Origin of the sequence: Chloroflexus sp. (genome assembly GCF_034435895.1) — a bacterium.
Lineage (GTDB): Bacteria > Chloroflexota > Chloroflexia > Chloroflexales > Chloroflexaceae > Chloroflexus.
The window spans coordinates 1-18,886 of sequence record NZ_DAOTWH010000107.1 but is presented as its reverse complement, the minus strand read 5'-3'; the positions used below and the strand labels follow the sequence as shown (position 1 = coordinate 18,886).

17 protein-coding genes are annotated in these 18,886 nt (G+C 60.4%); 14 read left to right on the top strand and 3 right to left on the bottom strand.

Annotated features, from left to right (window positions below):
• The 6 genes from U9R81_RS06415 to U9R81_RS06390 form a co-directional block, all read left to right on the top strand.
• Positions 1 to 743, top strand: a 743-nt coding sequence (locus U9R81_RS06415; protein ID WP_322494679.1) for an amidohydrolase family protein, incomplete at its 5' end; no start/stop codon positions are given.
• Positions 744 to 863: 120 nt separating this feature from the next.
• Positions 864 to 1,523: a response regulator transcription factor gene (locus U9R81_RS06410; RefSeq protein WP_322494678.1), complete on the top strand. Its 660-nt coding sequence runs from the start codon at positions 864 to 866 to the stop codon at positions 1,521 to 1,523.
• Positions 1,524 to 2,253: 730 nt separating this feature from the next.
• The gene (locus U9R81_RS06405; protein WP_322494677.1) at positions 2,254 to 3,216 is read left to right on the top strand and encodes a ring-cleaving dioxygenase; all 963 of its coding nucleotides are present in this window, start codon (positions 2,254 to 2,256) and stop codon (positions 3,214 to 3,216) included.
• A gap of 123 nt (positions 3,217 to 3,339) precedes the next feature.
• The gene (locus U9R81_RS06400; protein ID WP_322494676.1) at positions 3,340 to 4,233 is read left to right on the top strand and encodes a zinc metalloprotease HtpX; all 894 of its coding nucleotides are present in this window, start codon (positions 3,340 to 3,342) and stop codon (positions 4,231 to 4,233) included.
• Positions 4,234 to 4,389: 156 nt separating this feature from the next.
• Complete coding sequence (locus U9R81_RS06395) at positions 4,390 to 6,381, top strand: immune inhibitor A (protein WP_322494675.1); 1,992 nt, start codon at positions 4,390 to 4,392, stop codon at positions 6,379 to 6,381.
• A gap of 74 nt (positions 6,382 to 6,455) precedes the next feature.
• Positions 6,456 to 7,268, top strand: a complete 813-nt coding sequence (locus U9R81_RS06390; protein WP_322494674.1) for a hypothetical protein — start codon at positions 6,456 to 6,458, stop codon at positions 7,266 to 7,268.
• 40 nt (positions 7,269 to 7,308) lie between these two features.
• On the opposite strand, the gene U9R81_RS06385 is transcribed toward U9R81_RS06390, so the two are convergent.
• Both U9R81_RS06385 and U9R81_RS06380 read right to left on the bottom strand, forming a co-directional pair.
• On the bottom strand, positions 7,309 to 8,727 hold the full coding sequence (locus U9R81_RS06385; RefSeq protein ID WP_322494673.1) for a malic enzyme-like NAD(P)-binding protein: 1,419 nt from the start codon (positions 8,725 to 8,727) through the stop codon (positions 7,309 to 7,311).
• Between the two features lie 614 nt (positions 8,728 to 9,341).
• Positions 9,342 to 10,238: an AraC family transcriptional regulator gene (locus U9R81_RS06380; protein WP_322494672.1), complete on the bottom strand. Its 897-nt coding sequence runs from the start codon at positions 10,236 to 10,238 to the stop codon at positions 9,342 to 9,344.
• 106 nt (positions 10,239 to 10,344) lie between these two features.
• Between U9R81_RS06380 and U9R81_RS06375 the strand changes: the two genes are divergently transcribed.
• From U9R81_RS06375 to U9R81_RS06350, 6 genes are all read left to right on the top strand, one after another.
• On the top strand, positions 10,345 to 10,824 hold the full coding sequence (locus tag U9R81_RS06375; protein WP_322494671.1) for a DUF2269 family protein: 480 nt from the start codon (positions 10,345 to 10,347) through the stop codon (positions 10,822 to 10,824).
• 21 nt (positions 10,825 to 10,845) lie between these two features.
• A complete protein-coding gene (locus U9R81_RS06370; RefSeq protein WP_322494670.1) occupies positions 10,846 to 11,340 on the top strand; it encodes a DUF1772 domain-containing protein in 495 nt (164 codons plus the stop codon).
• A gap of 565 nt (positions 11,341 to 11,905) precedes the next feature.
• The gene (locus U9R81_RS06365; RefSeq protein WP_322494669.1) at positions 11,906 to 12,241 is read left to right on the top strand and encodes a hypothetical protein; all 336 of its coding nucleotides are present in this window, start codon (positions 11,906 to 11,908) and stop codon (positions 12,239 to 12,241) included.
• Positions 12,234 to 13,502 (top strand): glutamate-5-semialdehyde dehydrogenase, encoded by a 1,269-nt coding sequence (locus U9R81_RS06360; RefSeq protein ID WP_322494668.1) that lies wholly within the window; start codon positions 12,234 to 12,236, stop codon positions 13,500 to 13,502. The genes U9R81_RS06365 and U9R81_RS06360 overlap by 8 nt, the downstream gene beginning before the upstream one ends.
• 41 nt (positions 13,503 to 13,543) lie before the next feature.
• The gene (locus U9R81_RS06355; RefSeq protein WP_322494667.1) at positions 13,544 to 14,287 is read left to right on the top strand and encodes a glutamine amidotransferase; all 744 of its coding nucleotides are present in this window, start codon (positions 13,544 to 13,546) and stop codon (positions 14,285 to 14,287) included.
• Between the two features lie 99 nt (positions 14,288 to 14,386).
• Positions 14,387 to 14,641 carry a hypothetical protein gene (locus U9R81_RS06350; protein ID WP_322494666.1) on the top strand — a complete coding sequence of 85 codons (255 nt, stop codon included), beginning with the start codon at positions 14,387 to 14,389 and terminating at the stop codon, positions 14,639 to 14,641.
• Positions 14,642 to 15,281: 640 nt separating this feature from the next.
• Here the strand turns inward: U9R81_RS06350 and U9R81_RS06345 are convergent.
• The gene (locus U9R81_RS06345; protein ID WP_322494665.1) at positions 15,282 to 16,322 is read right to left on the bottom strand and encodes a tagatose 1,6-diphosphate aldolase; all 1,041 of its coding nucleotides are present in this window, start codon (positions 16,320 to 16,322) and stop codon (positions 15,282 to 15,284) included.
• Between the two features lie 201 nt (positions 16,323 to 16,523).
• On the opposite strand from U9R81_RS06345, the gene U9R81_RS06340 reads away from it, so the two are divergent.
• Together U9R81_RS06340 and U9R81_RS06335 are read left to right on the top strand one after the other, a co-directional pair.
• Positions 16,524 to 16,694, top strand: a complete 171-nt coding sequence (locus tag U9R81_RS06340) for a hypothetical protein (protein WP_156525280.1) — start codon at positions 16,524 to 16,526, stop codon at positions 16,692 to 16,694.
• Between the two features lie 103 nt (positions 16,695 to 16,797).
• Entirely contained in the window at positions 16,798 to 18,531 is a 1,734-nt protein-coding gene (locus tag U9R81_RS06335; protein ID WP_322494664.1) for a long-chain fatty acid--CoA ligase, read from the top strand.
• Positions 18,532 to 18,886 lie beyond the last annotated feature (355 nt).

Below are 18,886 nucleotides of genomic sequence, written 5' to 3'. Positions count from 1 at the left end.
GAGTCAGCACCGCCGGCAGCGTGGCGCTGATCCGCGCTGCCCGCGCGCGCGGCGTGCGGGTGACTGCCGAAGTCACGCCGCACCACCTCACCTTGACCGATCGCTGGCTGCTCGGCTGGCTGGAAGAGCGTAACAAAATCGAGATGGGCCGGCCCGGCGTGCATTCCGATCTCAGGCTACCATCGTGGCTCAATCCAGCTTTACTGCCGCCGTACGATAGTTCGACCCGCGTCGAGCCGCCGCTGCGCAATATCGAGCATGTCGAGGCGTTGATTGAAGGATTGCGTGACGGCGTGATTGATGCGATTGCCGTTGACCATGCGCCGCATGCGCTGGTCGATCGCGATTGCGAATACGGCATCGCGCCACCCGGCATAAGCGGGCTAGAGACGGCGTTGGCATTGGCGCTGACCCTCGTCCACCGTGGCGAGCTTGATATTGTCAACCTGATTGCTAAACTGACCGAAGGCCCGGCCCAAGTGATTAACCGCTCGCCGGCCAACCTGCGCCCCGGCGCGACGGCTGACATCGTGATCTTCGATCCGGAACGCAGTTGGGTGGTTGATCCAGACCAGTTTGTGTCGCGGGGCAGAAACACGCCGCTGCGCGGCCAGCGTCTGAAAGGGCAGGTCATGTTGACGATGGCCGCCGGCAAGATCGTCTTCCGCCGCGACGATTTTGGCCGGCAAGCGCAGGCCGCGCCGCAACCTTCACGACTAGAAGGAATTTTGGGCACGGAATAGCCGCATCCGTAACGATGGAATTCCCGCGCGCGGCGGTTTGCTGCGCGCGATACATTGCAGCCGCGCAGGTTATGCGCGGCTGCTGTTTCCCATGGTAAGATGCTTAGAGAAGGAGGGGCTATGAGTAATCCGATCACCATTCTCATCGCCGATGATCATACTATGTTCCGGCAAGGGCTGCGCGAAATCCTTGAACGCAAAGGCGGCTTTCAGGTCGTGGCCGAGGTGCGTGACGGCGCCGCCGCTGTCGAGGCAGCCAAAGCGACCAAACCCGATATTGCCTTGCTCGACGTTTCGATGCCGGTGATGACCGGGATCGAGGCGGCGCGCCAGATCGCACAGATAAGCCCGGAAACCCGTTGCGTGGTGTTAACCATGCACCGCGATGAACAGACGGTGCTTGAGGCGTTGCGCGCTGGCGCGAATGCGTATTTGCTCAAAGACGCTGATGCCAGTGAATTGATCGAAGCGATTCACGTGGTGTATCGCGGCGAAGCCGCGCTGGCGGGCAGCGCGGCGGCGCGCGTGCTCGATCTGCTGCGCCGCAACGACAACGCGCTGGCGCTTAACGAAGTGTTGACGCCGCGCGAACGCGATATTCTCGCGCTCGTGGCGCAAGGCGACGATAATCGCGCGATTGCGCTCAAGCTGAGCTTGGCTGAAAAGACGGTCGGCAACCGCCTGAGCGAAATCTTCCAGAAGTTGGGGGTGAGCAATCGCACACAGGCGGCGATTGTGGCGGTGCAACGGGGGCTAGTGCCGCCGCCGGAGTTGCGGTAGGGGTGGGATCGCCGGCCCCCCGGTCCCCGCTCCTACCTCGCGGCGGGAGCAGGGGAGCGTAGAACCGGACGTTGAGCCATCGTATAGCGATCAACGGTTCTACTCGACCAAATTTCTGTCTGCCCCTCAACCCTCCGGGAGAGGGCTGGGGTAGGGGCCAAGAGGCGGATTCCTGCACCGCATCACCCGGCCCTGAAGAGCCGGGCTAGGAGTACGAAGCCCGCTACGCGGGCTGCTGGCTCTCACCCCCCGGCCCTCGCTCCTACCTCGCGGCGGGAGCAGGGGAGCCGCTGGATGGCGAGGAAGGGATTGCAGGAGCGGAACGCAGCAGCGCCCCGCTCTCGCTGGCGCGGGAACAGGGCTGGGGGTGAGGGTGTCATCGTACTCACTGCCGGAGGCGCAGGGGTGTGGCGGATGTGCCCCCACCCCCGATCCCTCGCTGAGGGAGGGGAACGCGCCCCCACCCCTTGCCCCTCCCCCGCTGGGGGAGGGAGATGGGAATCCGGGACAAGATAAAGCTACTCCCTTCCTCTGCTCCCCATTCCCAACTCTCTGCGCCCTTTGCGGCTATGCGTTTAACATCTTGGCAAACTTCGCGTTCTTTGCGGCTTTGCCCCCTCTGCGACGCGGGTTGGGAATAGGGTAACATGCATCCGTGACTCCCAAAGCTATTTATCTGCGAGGATTTCAGTTCATAGACTGGTTGAATTTCACCCTAGATTGAGGAATCATGCTGACACTCACCGGCATTCACCACGTAACCGCCATTTCTGCCGATATCCGGCGCAATTATGACTTTTACACCCGTGTGCTGGGGATGCGGCTGGTGAAGCGTACCGTTAACCAAGACGATACCAGCGCCTACCATTTGTTCTATGCCGATGGAGCCGGCACTCCCGGCAGTGACCTGACCTTCTTCGACTGGCCGTTGCCGCGTGAACGGCGGGGGACGCACAGTATTACCCGCACGATGCTGCGCGTCAACGGTGCAGCGAGTCTGGAGTGGTGGGCCAAGCGGCTGCGCGCTGAAGGGGTGCAAACCGGCGATATAATCGAGCGCGATGGCCGGTTAACGCTGGATCTGGAAGACCCGGAAGGGCAACGGCTATCGCTGATCGATGACGGCGGAACTGGCACGTTTGTGCCGTGGGAGCAGAGTCCAGTACCGACTGAATATCAGATTCGCGGGTTAGGGCCGGTGATGCTCAGCGTGGCGCGGCTCGGCCTCACCGACGCAGTACTGCGCATGGTTTTGGGCATGCAACCGCAGCGTACCTATCCGCACCCCGACTTCCCCAACGACACGGTGCATGTCTATGCGATGGGCAACGGCGGACCGGCAGCGGAAGTCCATGTGGTGGCCCAACCACACTTGCCGCCCGCACAACCGGGAGCTGGCGGCGTGCATCACGTCGCTTTCCGGGTACCGACCTTTGCCGAGCATACGGCGTGGGTGCAGCGGTTGCGCGAATTGCGCATTCCCAACAGCGGCATCGTTGATCGCTACTACTTCCGCAGCCTGTATTTTCGCGAACCGAACGGCATCCTCTTTGAGCTGGCCACCGACGAACCGGGATTTGCTGTTGATGAACCGTCAGCAACGCTGGGCGAGCGGTTGGCGCTGCCGCCGTTCCTCGAACCGCACCGGCAAGTGATTGAAGCTGGGTTGAAACCGTTGGCGGTACACGGGTAATCGCCACAACCGGGAACTTTTCCCCATCACGATGGGAAGGCGGCCCCTTGGCCGCCTTTTTGCTACCCGGTATACTACCGGTGCAATCGCAAAAACCTTGCTATGAGTCGTGGAGGATGCCACATGACGATATTTGTGAATAGCTTGAAAACGGTTGGTCTGCTTGGCCTGCTCACCGGTCTCTTCATTGTGATCGGCGGCGCGGTTGGCGGCCAAATCGGTATGATTATCGCTTTCGTTTTGGCCATCGTGATGAACATGGGCGCGTGGTGGTTCTCGGATACGCTCGCGCTCAAGCTGAGCGGCGCACAGGAGGTTTCGCCGAGTGAAGCGCCCGACTTGCACGCGATGGTCGAAGAACTCTCGCGCCGGGCAGGCATCCCCAAGCCGCGGGTGTACATTATCGATACTGACGCGCCCAACGCTTTCGCCACTGGGCGTGATCCTGAGCACGGCGCGGTAGCGGTGACAACCGGCATTGCCCGGCTGCTCACCCGCGAAGAGTTAGCTGGCGTGATTGCGCACGAGCTAGCGCACATCAAGCACCGTGACACGCTGATCTCGTCGATTGCAGCAACAATCGCCGGCGCGATCGGGATGCTGGCCGATATGGTGATGTGGGGGATGATCTTCGCTGGTTTTGGCGGTAATGACGAGGAAGAGGGTGGTGGCATAGCCGGTTTGGTGGGTGGCGTGCTCACCGCAATGCTGGCCCCGATAATGGCCCTGATTATTCAGATGGCGATCTCGCGCTCGCGTGAGTACATGGCTGACGCTGGCGGCGCGCAAATTCTTGGCAGCCCATTGCCGCTTGCCAGCGCGCTTGAGAAGTTGGAGTGGGCGGCTGGCCGGATGCCGATGGATGAAGTTCGCCCGGCAACAGCACACATGTACATCGTCAATCCAGTGTTGGGCGGCTTGGCCGGTCTCTTCCGCACCCATCCGGAGACGCACAAGCGCATCTCGCGTTTGCGGGCAATGGCCAATCGCAGCGGCAACACTGCGCTCACGGCGTAATCTGCTCACGCAGCGCGTTATCATAGATTTCCTCCTTCCCCCTTTCGCGGGCGTCACTCAATGGCGAGTGGCGCCCATTTTGCGGTACAATGCGATTACAATCTTGCCGCACCCGCAGGCGCAGCGACGATGTGCCTTTGCGTAACGGACTCTCCTATGAAACGGTTCCTCCTTCTGCTTGTGCTCGCCCTGCTGGCCGGATGTATGCCAGTAGACGAGAAACCGCCAGAACTCAATCGGCCAACGGCCACACCGCACGCTACTACCGGCGCCACCAATGCGCCGCCGCGACCGCCCACACCGGTGACAGTGACCAATTCAGACCCAGCGGATGAAATCGCTCTGATTGACAGTTCGCGTCGCTTACCACGCGATCAGATCGAACTCGCGCGCCAGCTCGGTGCGTGCCGTCCGGCGCCAGAGGCATGCTCCGACGTCGCCCGCACCGATCCGCTTGAAGTACAAGTCGGCGAACGGCGCACCTTCTTCGTGACCGATTTCGGCACCGACACCCAGTACGAGATCACTGCCGAACTGCGCTACGCTGGGCCGGTGGTGTTGATGTACGTCGAAACCGGCGTGCCTTACGAACAGCGCGACCTCGAACAAACAGCGCGCGCGTTTGAACAAGAGATCTACCCGCGCACCCGCGAGATTTTTGGCAGTGAAGCGCAACCCGGCGTCGATGGCGATAACCGGATCACGATTCTCAACGCCGTCGAGCGCAGCCGCCAGATCCTCGGCTACTACTCGTCGAGCGACTCGCTGACGCGGCAAGTCAATCGCTACAGCAACGAGCGCGAGATGTTCTTTATGAACATCGACCTGATGCCGTTCGGCAGCGACATCTACCTCAATGTGTTGGCTCACGAGTTTCAGCACATGATCCATCAAAACGAACAGCCGGGAGGGGCGCTCTGGCTCAATGAGGGAATGTCACAGTTGGCCGAAGACCTCAACGGATTTCAGAGCGAGGGTTTCATCCCCCTCTACCTGCGCAATACCGACATTCAACTGACCGGGTGGGGCTTTGCGCCGGGCCAATCGGGCGTGCATTACGGCGCTGCCCACCTCTTTATGCGCTACATCTATGCCCAATACGCCGGCCAAGACCAACTGCGACCCTTAATCCGGGCCAACGCAGGCAATAACCTCGAAGCATTCGTCGCACTGGCCGCGCGCACCCGGCCTAACATCACCCATTTCCGCCAGATTATGGCCGACTGGGCAGTTGCCAATCTGATCAACGACCCCAAGGTGGGAGACGGGCGCTACACTTACGACACCGGCGCCGAATTGAGCAATTTGTTGCCGCGCACCGTGCGGCCAGACGTGATAGATAACCGCCATAGCGACGACATCGTGCAGTTTGGCGTCGATTATCTATCGTTGCCGCGCAACACGCGCACCGTCACCTTCCGCGGCGACACGACCGTGCGCCTTGCCGGGCAGATGCCGCGCGGGCGCTATGCGTGGTGGAGCAACCGCAGCGATGATAGCATTGCGACACTCACCCGCAAGATTGATCTACGTAGGGTCAGTTCGGCCACGCTCACTTTCGACACGTGGTTCGAGATCGAAGACGATTATGATTACGCCTTCGTCACCGTCTCAACTGACGGCGGGCGGACGTGGGAGACCCTGCCCGGCAAGTGGACGACCGACTACGACCCGCAGGGGGTGAATTACGGCCATGGATTGACCGGGTTGTCGGGGAGACCGGAGGCGAACCTTGAAGATGGCCTGCGCGGGCGCTGGGTGAACGAGCAGATGGATCTGACGCCGTTTGCCGGGCAAGAGGTATTGCTGCGCTTTTGGTCGATCAACGATCAAGGAGTGCATGCGCCGGGGATCATCATTGACAACATCGCCATTCCTGAAATTGGCTTCCGCGACGATGTGGAAAGCGGGGCAGGCGATTGGGAAGCTGCCGGCTTTGTGCGTATCGACGGCGATCTGCCGCAACAGTGGGAACTACGGTTGGTGCGCACCGCGACCAATGGCCAGATCACGGTGGAACCGCTGACGGTCAATGCTGATGGCATCGCGACGGCAACGTTAAACAGCGGCGAGCGTGGGGTCTTGGTGGTGATTGCGGTCACGCCGCACACCAGTGAACGGGCGCAGTACGAGGTGATCAGCGAGTAGCGACACCGGAGCACTGCGCACTGGGGCACAGCACGCTAGGGCACAGCACGCTGTGCCCATACGAGAGGCTACCGGTGATACTTACACTGAGAACACGCTGGCTGCTTGCCGCCATCGTCGTGATCGTCGCGGCGGCGGCGATCACTGTTAGCCGCACCCATCAGCCGCGTCGCCTTGCCCCGCTGGTCGCAAATTTCAGTGGGGGCGGGGCCGCGCCGGCGATCAGCCGGTCAATGCCGCCGGTGCAGGTTGACACACTGCGGATCAGCGTTGCGCCACAGGCACTGCCAAGCGATGCCAGCCTCGACGCGATCACGGCAGAACTGTACACGGCGCTCGCCTACGTCAGCGCGCGCACCGGAACGGCGCCGGCGGGGCCAATCACGGTGCAGATCCTTGCCGACCCGCAGTGCGCCTTGCACGGCGCCGCCTATACTCAAACTCGCGCAGTACAGGTCACCACGTGCGCCGCCATTCCGCCAGCGCGCGCCGTCAACATTCTCGCCCACGAATTTGTTCACCAACTGGCCCATGACTACTACGGCGACGCTCATCTGCGCAGTGACCCGATCTTACTCGAAGGCTGGGCCACGTGGGGCGCAGGATACTACTGGCTGGGCCGGCACGCCACCTTCCGCGCCTTCCTTGGCGGGCAAGCGCCGCTGCCGTTGGCAGCCGATCATCGGGGCCGGCCCGCCGCCGAGATGAACGCTCTCTACTACCAATGGGCCAGCTTTGTCGAATATTTGCTGGTCACGTATGGCCGCAACGCCTTCGACCGGCTCTACCGCAGCGGCAATGGCGTTCCCGGCAGCGCCGACTATCAAGGCGTCTACGGGGTTGATTTGGCAACCCTCGAAGCCGGGTGGCGGGAATGGTTGCGGTAGCGGCCTAGCGAGGGGCAAGGCATACCTTGCCCCTGCCATATCAATCACCCGGTATATGAGTGCGGCGGGCAACGCCATCGGCAATCGCGGCTCGGGCCACCGCAGCAGCAATAGCCGGCACAATCTGCCGGTTAAAGACGCTTGGCACAATATAGTCTTCGTTCATCTCTTCGGGCGGAATGACATTAGCCAGCGCATCGGCAGCGGCAAGGCGCATCGCCGACGTAATTTTACGGGCATTGACATCGAGCGCGCCGCGGAAGATGCCGGGGAAGCTAAGCACATTATTGATCTGGTTTGGCTGATCACTGCGTCCGGTCGCGACCACACGGGCATACTGGCGCAGCATATCAGGATCGCCTTCGGGGATTGGGTTCGCTAGCGCAAAGATGATCGGATCGGCGCTCATTGAACGCAAGTGATCAGGGGTGAGGATATTGCCCTTCGAGACGCCGATAAAGATATCGGCCCCACGCAGCGCGACAGCCAGATCGCCGCGCCGGCACTCACGGTTAGTTTGTGAAGCGATAATGCGTTGCATCGGTGTCTGGCGGGCGTAATCACCCTCGACCAAAATCCCAAACCGATCCACCGCCGTAATCTCACCGACGCCGGCCTCGAGCAGCGTGCGAATAATCGCGGTGCCGGCAGCGCCGACGCCATTCACCACCACTCGCACATCGGCCAACGGCTTGCCGACAAGGCGCAAAGCGTTGCGCAGAGCGGCCAGCACCACCACAGCAGTGCCGTGCTGATCGTCGTGCATCACCGGCAGATCAAGGCTCTCTTCCAGCCGGCCTTCGACGATGAAGCAATTGGGGGCAGCGATATCTTCGAGATTAATGCCGCCGAAGCTCGGCGCAATCTGCTCAACCGTCTGCACAATGATATCCGGGTCTTGCGAACGCAGACAAATCGGCACTGCATCGATATTGGCCAGCTCTTTGAACAGGATCGCCTTGCCCTCCATCACCGGCATGGCCGCTTCGGGGCCAAGATTGCCCAAACCGAGGATCGCCGAGCCATCGCTGACCACCGCCACGCTATTCCCCTTCCACGTCAGCGAATAGACCTTTTCAGGATCGTCGGCGATCGCGCGGCAGACGCGGGCCACCCCCGGCGTATAGGCCAGCGAGAGGTCATCGCGGGTCTTGAGCGATACGCGGCTCTGGGTGGCAAGCTTGCCGCCGAGGTGGGTAAGGAGGACACGGTCGCTTACCTGAAGCACTTTGATGTTTTGGAGCGTGTTGATTGCGGCTACCAGTTGCTCGCCGTGCTGTTCATCTTGCACGCGCACGGTAATGTCGCGCACAAGAATGTTGCGTTCGGCGCGGACAATATCGATCGCGCCGATGTCGCCGCCGACCTCGCCGATCAGGGTCGTGAGCCGGCCCAGCATACCGGGCCGATTTTCGATTTGGCAACGCAAGGTCAGCGTATAAGCCACCCCAACGGACATACCCTTCACCTCGTTTTCTGGCTCAAAGATACAAAAATGCCCGTCACAGCGACGGGCATCACTGCCTTATTCTTGTATAGTACCACAAGTAACAAACGTGGTGAGCAGGGATTTCCGGCCGCTAGGGTGATGAAGCCTGCGGCGCGGGGTGGAAAGGCTCAACCCGTCCTTGCCCGACACCCGTCGCCCGGCCGAGAAGGGCCGGGCGACTATTACGAAGCCCGCGGCGCGGGCTGGGTTAGAATAGCCACAAAGAGGCACAAAAGGCACTACATGCATTCTCTATCTTGCATCTTTTGGTGGCTATTCATACGGACCAGCAGCCAGCGGCCCGCGCCCCGCACGGCCCGGCTACCCTGACTCAGCCCGCTGCGCGGGGTGGGTGGGCATTGCCCCAAAGAGACACAAGAAGCGCAAATGGGATAGCCGCAAAGCGATACAACAGACACAATATGCATGCTCTATCTTGCGTCTTTTGTGTTTTTTTGCGGCTATCCATGCGGGCCAGCGGCCCACGCCCCGCCACCGAGTGCGGGCGGTTCGCCCGCCAACCACACCTCGCATGCATGCTATATTTCGCGTCTGTGGTGGCGTTTGGCGGCTATTCGCAGCTTTTATTGCCGATACTTGCGCGGCGCGACTCCCACGGTACGTTTGAACGCTTTGCTAAAAGCCGCTTCCGAATGGTAGCCAACCTGTTCGGCAATCTCGCTCACTCGCGCATGGGGATGTTCGGCCAGCAACCGAGCAGCTAGTTGCATACGCCAGCGGATGAGATAGGCGATTGGCCCTTCGCCAGTCAGGGCAGAGAAACGAGCAGCAAAGGCCGATCGCGAACAAGCCACTGCCCGCGCTAACGTGGCGACTGTCCATGGCTGCTGGGGCTGGCTGTGGATGAGGCTGAGCGCTTTACCAATCAGTGGATCGTGCAGCGCACCCAACCAGCCGCAACGCTCCACCCCCTGCAATTCAACCCAACGCTGGATGATCTGAATAAACAGAATATCGGCCAACCGGCGCAAAACTGCCTCTTTGCCGGGGCGGGCGGCTTCGGCTTCGGCAGCCATCAAGGCCAGCACGCTGGCAAACGCGCCAGCTTCGCGATGCGGAATATGGACGATCCGGGGCATCTGTTGCAGCAGCGGCAACAGATCGCGCCGCTCAATAGCGAACGTCCCGCACAGCACGATCGCCGTTGGCTGATCGCTCCAGCGCATCAATGCGCAGGTTCCCCACTGATCCAGTTCAAGATTGCGGAAGAGCGGCGCGGTAGGCGTCTCGCAGAGGATATGCTCATCACCGCCCGGCAAGAGCAGCACATCACCCTCACCCAATGGCAGCAGGGCATTATCACCGGCTAACTGCACGTAGCCATTGCCGCGATGCAGCACGTGAAAGACCGCGCACGGGCGTGGCGCAAAGTGCAAGCCCCACGGCGATCCTAGTTCAGAACGGCAGTAAACGCTGCTGTTGAGGCGTAGCGTATCGAGGATGTGGGTGAGTGCATCCATGATGTGTGGACGAATGGCAAAAACTTACGGATAGATCACCATAGATCATCCAGCATTGTTCCATTATAGTCGCGGTATGAGCCATCTGCCAAGAGGAGAAACGCCGATGCACCCACCGCCGGAAGGGGCGCAGCCCTTCATCTACACACTGCTGGTTTTCCTACACATCTTTGCCACTATGACAGCGGTTGGCTTAAACGCCAGTTACGCCATCTGGATTGCCCGCGGCACGCGTGATCCAGAAAGTTTGCCGTTCGCCCTGCGCGGCGTCAAGTTTATTGATGACTATATAGCCAATCCGTGTTACCTCATCGGAGGTATCACCGGCGTGCTCATAATTGCAATGGGCAAGATCGTCGCGCCATTTCTGTGGGTAGCAATTGGGCTCTACGTGGTAGCGATGGCGCTCGCGTACGGAGTCTACACCCCCTTGCTGAGCCGGCAAATCAGGACGCTTGATACCAAAGGGAGCGGCGACCCGGAGTATCAGGCGTTAGCGCGCCGTTCCAATCAGGTTGGCGTCGCAATGGGCATACTGGTCATCATTATTCTGGCGCTCAAAATCTTTGAACCGCCGCTCTGGTAAGCACACGCTAGGAGCAATTGTATGCTGAGCATCCGGATCGTCCATCTCATCTTCACCTTCGCGATTGGGCTTTTTGCTGGCCTGCTCTACACTTTCGAGCAAGGCGTGATCCCGACGCTAGCTACGCTGAACGCCACCGAGTACGTGCGTATCGAACAGGGTCTGATTCGGGCACTCGACGCCTTTCCAACCGGCGTCATCGTCGTGGCGAATCTCGCGATGTGGCTGCCGTTGTACCCGCTCGTCCGGCTATGGTCGAAGCGCCACACAGCCTACTGGCGACTCACGGCGTTGGGATGGGTGCTGTTCTTTTTTGGGGTTGGCGTCTTTACGATTGTACTAAACGTGCCGATCAACAATGCCGTTTTGGGATGGGATCCGGCAGCGCCGCCAGCGGATTGGGCACAAGCGCGTGAGGCGTGGAATCAGTTGAATGCGATCCGGACGCCGATCAACTACGTGAGCTTTGGCTTGTTGATCTGGGCAGCGTTTATGGCAGGAGAGGCCAGTGCATAAATGATGACTACGTCGTTTTTTGGCAACGACGTAGGTGACGCTCTCTACGATTGCGAGCGTGGATCGGAACCTAACGCTCATGCGTTCTATCTGCTATGGACAGAACGCATGAGCGTAGTGTGGTTGATGGCTTTGAGATACGTCGTTTCACCCTCACCCCCAGCCCCTCTCCCACTAGCGCGGGAGAGGGGAGCAGAGATCAGCTTTGAGGCATTGTACAGCGATCAACGGTTGTACTCGACCATAACGCAGTCCGCTGCGCGGGTGATGCCCCCACCCCTTGCCCCTCTCCCGCTGGGGGAGGGGTGATGGAGAGCGCAGAGCCGGGTGTTGAGGCATCTCACTATTCCACGGTTAGTCGCAGCCAAATTTCTGTCCACCCGCCGAGATCCGCTGACCCAGCCCGCTGCGCGGGGTGGGTGGGCATTGCCACAAAGAAACACAAAAGGCGCTACACGTGTTCTCATTTTCGCGTCTTTTGTATTTTTTGTGGCTATTGATAACCAGCACCACTAGCAGACCGTGGTACAATGCCGCCAGACACACGTGCCACAGGAATACGACCATGAATCCTGACATCATCCGGATCATTGTGGCGCTGATCATCGCGGTGTTGCTCTTGGCGCAATTTCAGCGCAGCGCGGCCGGTTCGCGGCGGCGGCTGGCGTTTGGGTTGGGAGCGGCGGCGATGGTCGTGATTGCCACGTCAAATATGGTTACGGCGGCGCTGTTGCCGCTGATGGTTGTGGGTGGCGGATTAGCGCTGGCAGCGGTATGGTTGCTCTGGCAAGCATACCAATGCGGCGAGCTAGAGGATCGCTTTAATCGCGCCCGGCGCTACTTAGAATCGGAACGGCGCCGCTATGATGAACACAATCGGGGAGGTTCGCGCGATGATTGATCTAGAGATGATTGGCCGGCGGGCGAAGAAGGCGGCGCGCGCGCTGGCGAATCTGGCGACTGAGCACAAGAATGCCGCGCTGCACGCGATTGCCGATGGCCTGCTAGCGCGGCAGAGCGAGATTCTTGCCGCGAATGCGGCTGATGTGGCCGATGCCGAGCGGGCCGGCACACCGCCGGCGATTGTCGATCGCATGCTGTTGACTGAAGCGCGGCTACAGGCGATCGCCGACGATTGCCGGAAGGTGGCTGAGTTGCCCGACCCGGTGGGTGAAATCTTTGATCAGCGCGAATTGCCGTCGGGGTTGCGCGTGTATAAGCGGCGGGTACCGATTGGGGTGATCGGCGCGATTTACGAGGCGCGCCCGAATGTGACGGTTGACATTGCCGCACTGTGCCTCAAGGCCGGCAATGCAGTGATCTTGCGCGGCGGCAGCGATATTGCGCGCAGCGTAGCCGCAACGACGACGGTCATTGCCGGCGCCTTAGAGGAGGCCGGCCTGCCAGTGTTTGCGGTGCAGAGCATTACCGATCCCGACCGCGAATTGGTACGGCAGTTGTTGCGGCTCGATCGCTATGTGGATATGATCATCCCGCGCGGCGGCGCCAGCTTGCACCGCTTCTGCGTTGAGAACGCGACGGTGCCGGTGATTGTCGGCGGGATGGGAGTTAGTCATATTTATGTCGAGCCAAGCGCCGACTTTGCCCGCTCGGTACCGGTGATTGTGAATGCCAAAGTGCAGCGACCGGGAGCATGCAATGCGCTCGACACGCTGTTAGTGCATCGTGACGCGGCGCCGGCCTTCTTGCCGCTGGTCGCCGCAGCGTTGGCCCAGCATGGCGTCGAGATGCGCTGCGACCTTGAGGCGTTGGCGATTCTGGCCGATACACCGGGCAATGAGGCTTGGAATGTCAAACCGGCTGAGCCGGCTGATTTTGGCCGTGAGTTTTTGGCGCTGATTGTAGCAATCAAAGTCGTGAGCGATATTGACGAGGCCCTCGATCATATAGCCCAATATGGCGGCCATTCGGAAGCGATTTTGACCGGTGATCCGGCCAGCGCGGCCCGTTTCACCCGCGAAGTCGATGCGACGGCGGTCTTTGTCAATGCCAGCACGCGCTTTAATGACGGCGGCCAGTTTGGGTTGGGCGCTGAGGTAGCGATCTCGACCAACCGGCTGCACGCGCGCGGGCCGATGGGGTTGCAGGAATTGACGACGTATACGTGGATCGGCGAGGGAGATTATTTGGCGCGGGCATAAGAGCGGGCAACGCATACGTTGCCCCGGCTGCGGGTGCGAGCATGACGACATTGCGCTTGGCCCATCTTTACCCTGATCATATGAATGTCTATGGCGATCGCGGCAACGTGATCGCCCTGCGCCAACGCTGCCTGCGGCGCGGGATCGAGCTAGAGATCATTCCTGTAAATCCCGGTGATATGATTGATTGGGGATCGGTCGATCTGGCGTTTTTCGGCGGCGGGCAAGATAGCGGGCAGGCGTTGATCACCACCGATCTGATCGAGCGGCAGGGGCCGGGATTGCGGGCCGCGATTGAGAACGATCTGGTGATGCTGGCAATCTGTGGCGGCTACCAGTTGCTCGGCCACTACTTCCTGACCCACACCGGCGATCGTCTGCCCGGTTTGGGGGTGCTGGATGTGCATACTATCGCCGGCAAACAGCGGATGATCGGCAATATCGTGATCGAGGTCGATGTCGGGCAGGGGCCGTGGCGATTGGTGGGGTTTGAGAACCATAGCGGGCGCACCTTCCACGGGGCAGGCGTGAAGCCGTTGGGCAAGGTGCTGGCCGGTTACGGTGATAACGGCCAAGATGGCTGGGGCGGCGCGATCTACCGCAATACGTTTGGGTGTTATCTCCACGGGGCGTTGTTGCCGAAAAACCCGCAACTGACCGATCACTTGATCGGGCTGGCGCTGCGCCGGCGCTACGGCGCGAACGCCGAACTGGCGCCATTGCCTGCCGAACGCGAATTGGCAGCGCAGCGGATGATGGTGCAGCGATTGATTGGGCGGGTGTAGGGGAATAGAACACGGATAAACACTGGTGCAACGGATGAACGCGGATCGTCGTTGGGCTGTACCGCGGAACGATAATCCTTCTTTGGAGGAGATAGCATCATGCGCATCACAACCACTGGCACGCCAACCGAAGAAGAAGCTGCGGCGGCGATCGCGGCAATTACCTTGTTGCTCGCAGAAGCGACGGCGCAAGCCGATCATACGCCTGCTGCACCACCGGCGCGCTGGCGCGACTCGATGCGTTTGATGGCGCAGGGGTTGCAGCCAACACGCGTTCCTGATACGCCGCGCTGGTCAACAATCGAGCGGCTGCGCCGGGCCGGCAAGGGTGGCATAGGGATTGTGGGCCTGTAACCCCCTGCTACCGCTGGTTCAAGGTCGAAGCAAAGAGCCCAGCCCTTCAGAGCCGGGCTATCCTTACGCAGCCCGCTGCGCGGGCTGATGGGTCTCACCACCGGCCCCCTTCCGCTAGAGGAGGTTGGATTGGATAGCCACAAAAAGACACAAAACACACAACATGGGGGGTACGCTTTACGTCTTTTTGGGGCGATTGCTCACGCTCCGGCAGCGCCCGGCCCTGAAGGGCCGGGCTATCCTTATGCAGCCCGCTGCGCGGGCTGATGGGTCTTACCCCCCGGCCCCCTCTCCCACCTGACGGCGGGCGAGGGGGAGCCGCGTGGTTTGCGGGAAAGGCATAGGAAAGCGAGAGGCAACAGCGTCCCTCTCCCGCGCCAGTGAGAGAGAGCTGAGGGCCAATCACAAAGGCGCAAAGCGAGCAAAGGCGGTCAACGCCACGACGCCAAGGGGGCAAAGGCGCAGAGAGGCTTAACGCAAAGGCGCAAAGCACGCCGAGGGCGCAGAGATCTTTGGGATGATGATCATTCTCTGCGCCCTCGGCGGCGAGCACCCATCTCCCCTCCCCCGCTGGGGTTGAGGGGCAGTGGTGGGGGCTTCCCGCCCTAGCGAGAGCGGGAGCCTACCCCCATACCGGCAATCAACTCACAACCGGCAGATCCACCACCTCGATATTCTCAAGCCCGCCGTAGATCGTCCACCATGGCTTAGCGCCTTTGGCCAGCGTTTCATTCAACGCGGTAATATTGGCCACGCCGCGATCTTCAAGCCATGCCTCCAGCGCCGCCAGCCCCTGCTGGGCATAGACCGGGATACCATCTTGCCACGTGGCGCGACCGCACAACACACCGGCGAAGGGCGTCCCTGCTTCGGCAGCCAACTCGAGCGTCTCGCGGAACACCTCATCAGAGACGCCAGCGCTCAGGTAGATGAACGGCTTACAAGCTGCATCAGCAGCCTGCCGGAAGTATTCTTTCGCCTCTTCGCGGCTATAGGCCTTTTGGCCGCTAAACACGCGCATCCCTTCAACAAACTTTACATTCACCGGCACTTCGACCTTGAGCACATCGACGCCATACTGCGGCTTCGAGAACTCGGCCATATAGGCAGTGACATACTTGGGCTTCACCAGCGCAAACTCAAAGCTCTTCTCATCGCCAACCGTATCATCGTAGGCAATCGGCTCCAGAAAGAAGGGAATATCGTTCGCCGCACACTCAGCGCCGACACGCTCGATGAAGGCGTGTTTCACCTCGTTGATAGCGGCATCGTCAAAGGGGTTATAGTACAGCAGAATCTTGATCGCATCGGCGCCAGCTTCTTTCAGGCGACGCACACTCCAGACATCGAGCAAATCGGGCAAGCGACCACGCACTGAAGCGTCATAGCCGGTCTTCTCGTAGGCCAGCAAAACACCGGTGCTAGGAGCGCGCTGGGCAATCGCCGGCAAGCCGTACTCCGGATCCATCAAAATGGCGCTCGCGTGGCGAGTGAGAATGCGGGTGACAGCGGTTTTGAATACCGTCAGATCCTCGTTCGATGCATCCGCACCGCGCGCTTTCGCGATTGCCTTTTTCAGCGAACCGCGCTGATCCATCGCCGCCGCTGCAATAATGCCATTGGCGTCAGCACAGGCTTGAATCCCATTAAACTTGCCCCGCGTCATCTTTACTTTAGCCATTGGACAACTCCTTGTTTACATCATCGAGCAGCAACCAGCGTGATCGTCTGGCAGAAGGGAAAGAGCTTGCGTACACAGACTGGGAAAGAGCAGAGCGGCAACACCCTTATTATACTCGATTCACTTCCAAAGCCGGTAAAATATGGTACAATCGAAACGTATTCCCCCAATGCGCATGGGATAGAGACACGGGGAGGTTGTATGAAACAGGTGATCGGTGTCTTCACCTTTCTGCTTGGTCTGATTATCGGCTTGATCGGCGGTGCAGCCTTGCTGGCCTACGCCTATCAAGCAGCCGGCCTGTATCCGCCCGACGATGCAACGATCAAGTTCATCGCCCGCGAGCGGGGCTGGCTCCGCGATGATGTGTAGGAGATGGCCAGCGGCGCGGTGGAGGCGATCGCCTTCACCGCTGTGCAGTAAGCAATTTCTTGTATTCCCATTCGTCATGTGAGGGCGCACAAGGAGGTGCAGTTTGGACAAGATTTGGTTGTCGTACTACGAGCCGGGCGTGCCGCAGTCGCTGACCTATCCTGAGATTACGCTTAGCGACATGCTGAACAACAGCGCTAAAACCTACGCTGATCACACTGCAACCAATTTTGTGTTGCGCTATCTGCTTGGCGGGCGATTCACCGTTGGCAGCAAACTCACCTATCGGCAGTTGAACGAAAAAGTTGACCGGATGGCGACGGCGCTCTACCAGCTCGGTGTGCGCAAAGGAGATCGGGTGGCGGTGATGCTGCCCAACTCGCCGCACTACATTATCACCTTCTTTGCTTGTATGCGGCTCGGCGCGATCGTAGTCAACACCAACCCGACTTACACCGGGCGCGAATTGCAGCACCAGTTGCATGACTCAGGCGCCGAGACGATCGTGCTGCTTAATCTGTTCTGGCCGCGTCTGCGCGAGGTGCGCGCGGAAACGCCGGTCAAGCGCGTAATCGTGGCGCATATCTTTGACACGCTCGGCTTCCCCTCGAACTTGCTGGTGAAGAGTGCGCAGAAAAAGACGCCGGAATGGGTTGATGTCATGCCTGAGCAGGACATCTTCTTCTTCCAGCACTTGCTCGAGAAGTACGGCCCGACGCCGCCCAAAGTCAATCTCAAGCCTGATGATGTCGCCTTGTTCCAATACACCGGCGGCACCACCGGCTTGCCCAAAGCGGCGATGCTGACCCATCGCAATCTGATCGCCAATACAGTTCAGGTCGCTTCGTGGTTGACACGCGGCCAACCCGGCGGCGAGAAGATGATGGCCGCCATCCCCTTCTTCCACGTCTACGGCATGACCGTCGCGATGATGTACAGCATCCACATCGGGGCCGAGATTGTGATCGTGCCTAGCCCGCGCCCGATCGATAATGTGATGAACGTCATTCAGCGCGAGCGCTGCACGCTCTTCCCCGGCGTACCGGCGATGTACATCGGCATTATTAACCACCCGAAGGTCAACGAGTATGACCTGCGCAGCGTGAAGGCCTGTATCAGCGGGTCAGCGCCGCTGCCAATGGATGTGCAAGAGAAGTTCGGCCAACTGACCGGCGGCCGCCTCGTTGAGGGTTTCGGTATGACCGAGGCCAGCCCGGTGACGCATTGTAACCCGGTCTTTGGCGAGCGCCGCGCCGGTAGCATTGGCATCCCGCTGCCCGATACCGAGGCGAAGGTGATTGATCTTGACACTGGCAAGGAGATTACGCCGGGCAGCGATACGACCGGCGAGCTGTGCGTGCGCGGGCCGCAGGTGACGAAGGGTTATTGGCAACGGCCCGACGAGACGGCGCAGACGATCGACGCCGATGGTTGGCTGCACACCGGCGATATTGCTCGGGTCGATAAAGATGGCTACTTCTACATCGTTGACCGCAAGAAGGATATGATCAACGTCGGCGGTCTGAAGGTGCTGCCGCGCGATGTCGAGGAGGTGCTCTTCATGCACCCCAAGGTGATGGAAGCGGTGGTCGTCGGCATTCCGCATCCGCAGCGCGGCGATGACACGGTGAAGGCGTTTATCGTGCCGAAGCCGGGGGAAAACCCGACCGTCGAAGAGATTAAGGAGTTCTGCAAGCTGCACCTTGCCCCGTACAAGGTGCCGCGCGAGGTTGAGTTCCGCACCGAGCTGCCCAAGACGCTGGTCGGCAAGGTGTTGCGCCGTGTGCTGGTCGAGGAAGAAAAGGCTAAGCAGAAGGCGGCGATGGCGACTGCGTAAGGTGGTTGCCCGCACCTCCCAACCCCCTCTCCCGCCGTGCAGGAGAGGGGGATTGTTTTGGTAGCCACCAAAAGACGCAAAACCCGCAAAACATATTTTTGTGTCTTTTGCGTCTCTTTGTGGCGATTGATCGCCATGCAGCAGCGCGGGCTAATGCCCGAACCCCCCGGCCCCCTTTCCCACCTCACGGCGGGAGAGGGGGAGCTACGTGCTGGCGGGCACAGCAGGGCAGGAGCGGAACGCAGCCGCACCCCTCTCCCGGTCAGTGGACGAGGGGCTGGGGGTGAGGGTACACCCTCGCCCGCTTTCCGGCTGTCATTGCTTCGGTCGGGCGGCTCCCAGCGCGGCTGGGGGC

Excerpts from the sequence above, each read along its gene's own strand:
- U9R81_RS06410 (WP_322494678.1), top strand. The coding sequence starts at position 864 with ATGAGTAATCCGATCACCATTCTCATCGCCGATGATCATACTATGTTC.
- U9R81_RS06405 (WP_322494677.1), top strand. The coding sequence starts at position 2,254 with ATGCTGACACTCACCGGCATTCACCACGTAACCGCCATTTCTGCCGAT.
- U9R81_RS06400 (WP_322494676.1), top strand. The coding sequence starts at position 3,340 with ATGACGATATTTGTGAATAGCTTGAAAACGGTTGGTCTGCTTGGCCTG.
- U9R81_RS06395 (WP_322494675.1), top strand. The coding sequence starts at position 4,390 with ATGAAACGGTTCCTCCTTCTGCTTGTGCTCGCCCTGCTGGCCGGATGT.
- U9R81_RS06385 (WP_322494673.1), bottom strand. The coding sequence starts at position 8,727 with ATGTCCGTTGGGGTGGCTTATACGCTGACCTTGCGTTGCCAAATCGAA.
- U9R81_RS06380 (WP_322494672.1), bottom strand. The coding sequence starts at position 10,238 with ATGGATGCACTCACCCACATCCTCGATACGCTACGCCTCAACAGCAGC.
- U9R81_RS06375 (WP_322494671.1), top strand. The coding sequence starts at position 10,345 with ATGCACCCACCGCCGGAAGGGGCGCAGCCCTTCATCTACACACTGCTG.
- U9R81_RS06370 (WP_322494670.1), top strand. The coding sequence starts at position 10,846 with ATGCTGAGCATCCGGATCGTCCATCTCATCTTCACCTTCGCGATTGGG.
- U9R81_RS06365 (WP_322494669.1), top strand. The coding sequence starts at position 11,906 with ATGAATCCTGACATCATCCGGATCATTGTGGCGCTGATCATCGCGGTG.
- U9R81_RS06360 (WP_322494668.1), top strand. The coding sequence starts at position 12,234 with ATGATTGATCTAGAGATGATTGGCCGGCGGGCGAAGAAGGCGGCGCGC.
- U9R81_RS06355 (WP_322494667.1), top strand. The coding sequence starts at position 13,544 with ATGACGACATTGCGCTTGGCCCATCTTTACCCTGATCATATGAATGTC.
- U9R81_RS06350 (WP_322494666.1), top strand. The coding sequence starts at position 14,387 with ATGCGCATCACAACCACTGGCACGCCAACCGAAGAAGAAGCTGCGGCG.
- U9R81_RS06345 (WP_322494665.1), bottom strand. The coding sequence starts at position 16,322 with ATGGCTAAAGTAAAGATGACGCGGGGCAAGTTTAATGGGATTCAAGCC.
- U9R81_RS06340 (WP_156525280.1), top strand. The coding sequence starts at position 16,524 with ATGAAACAGGTGATCGGTGTCTTCACCTTTCTGCTTGGTCTGATTATC.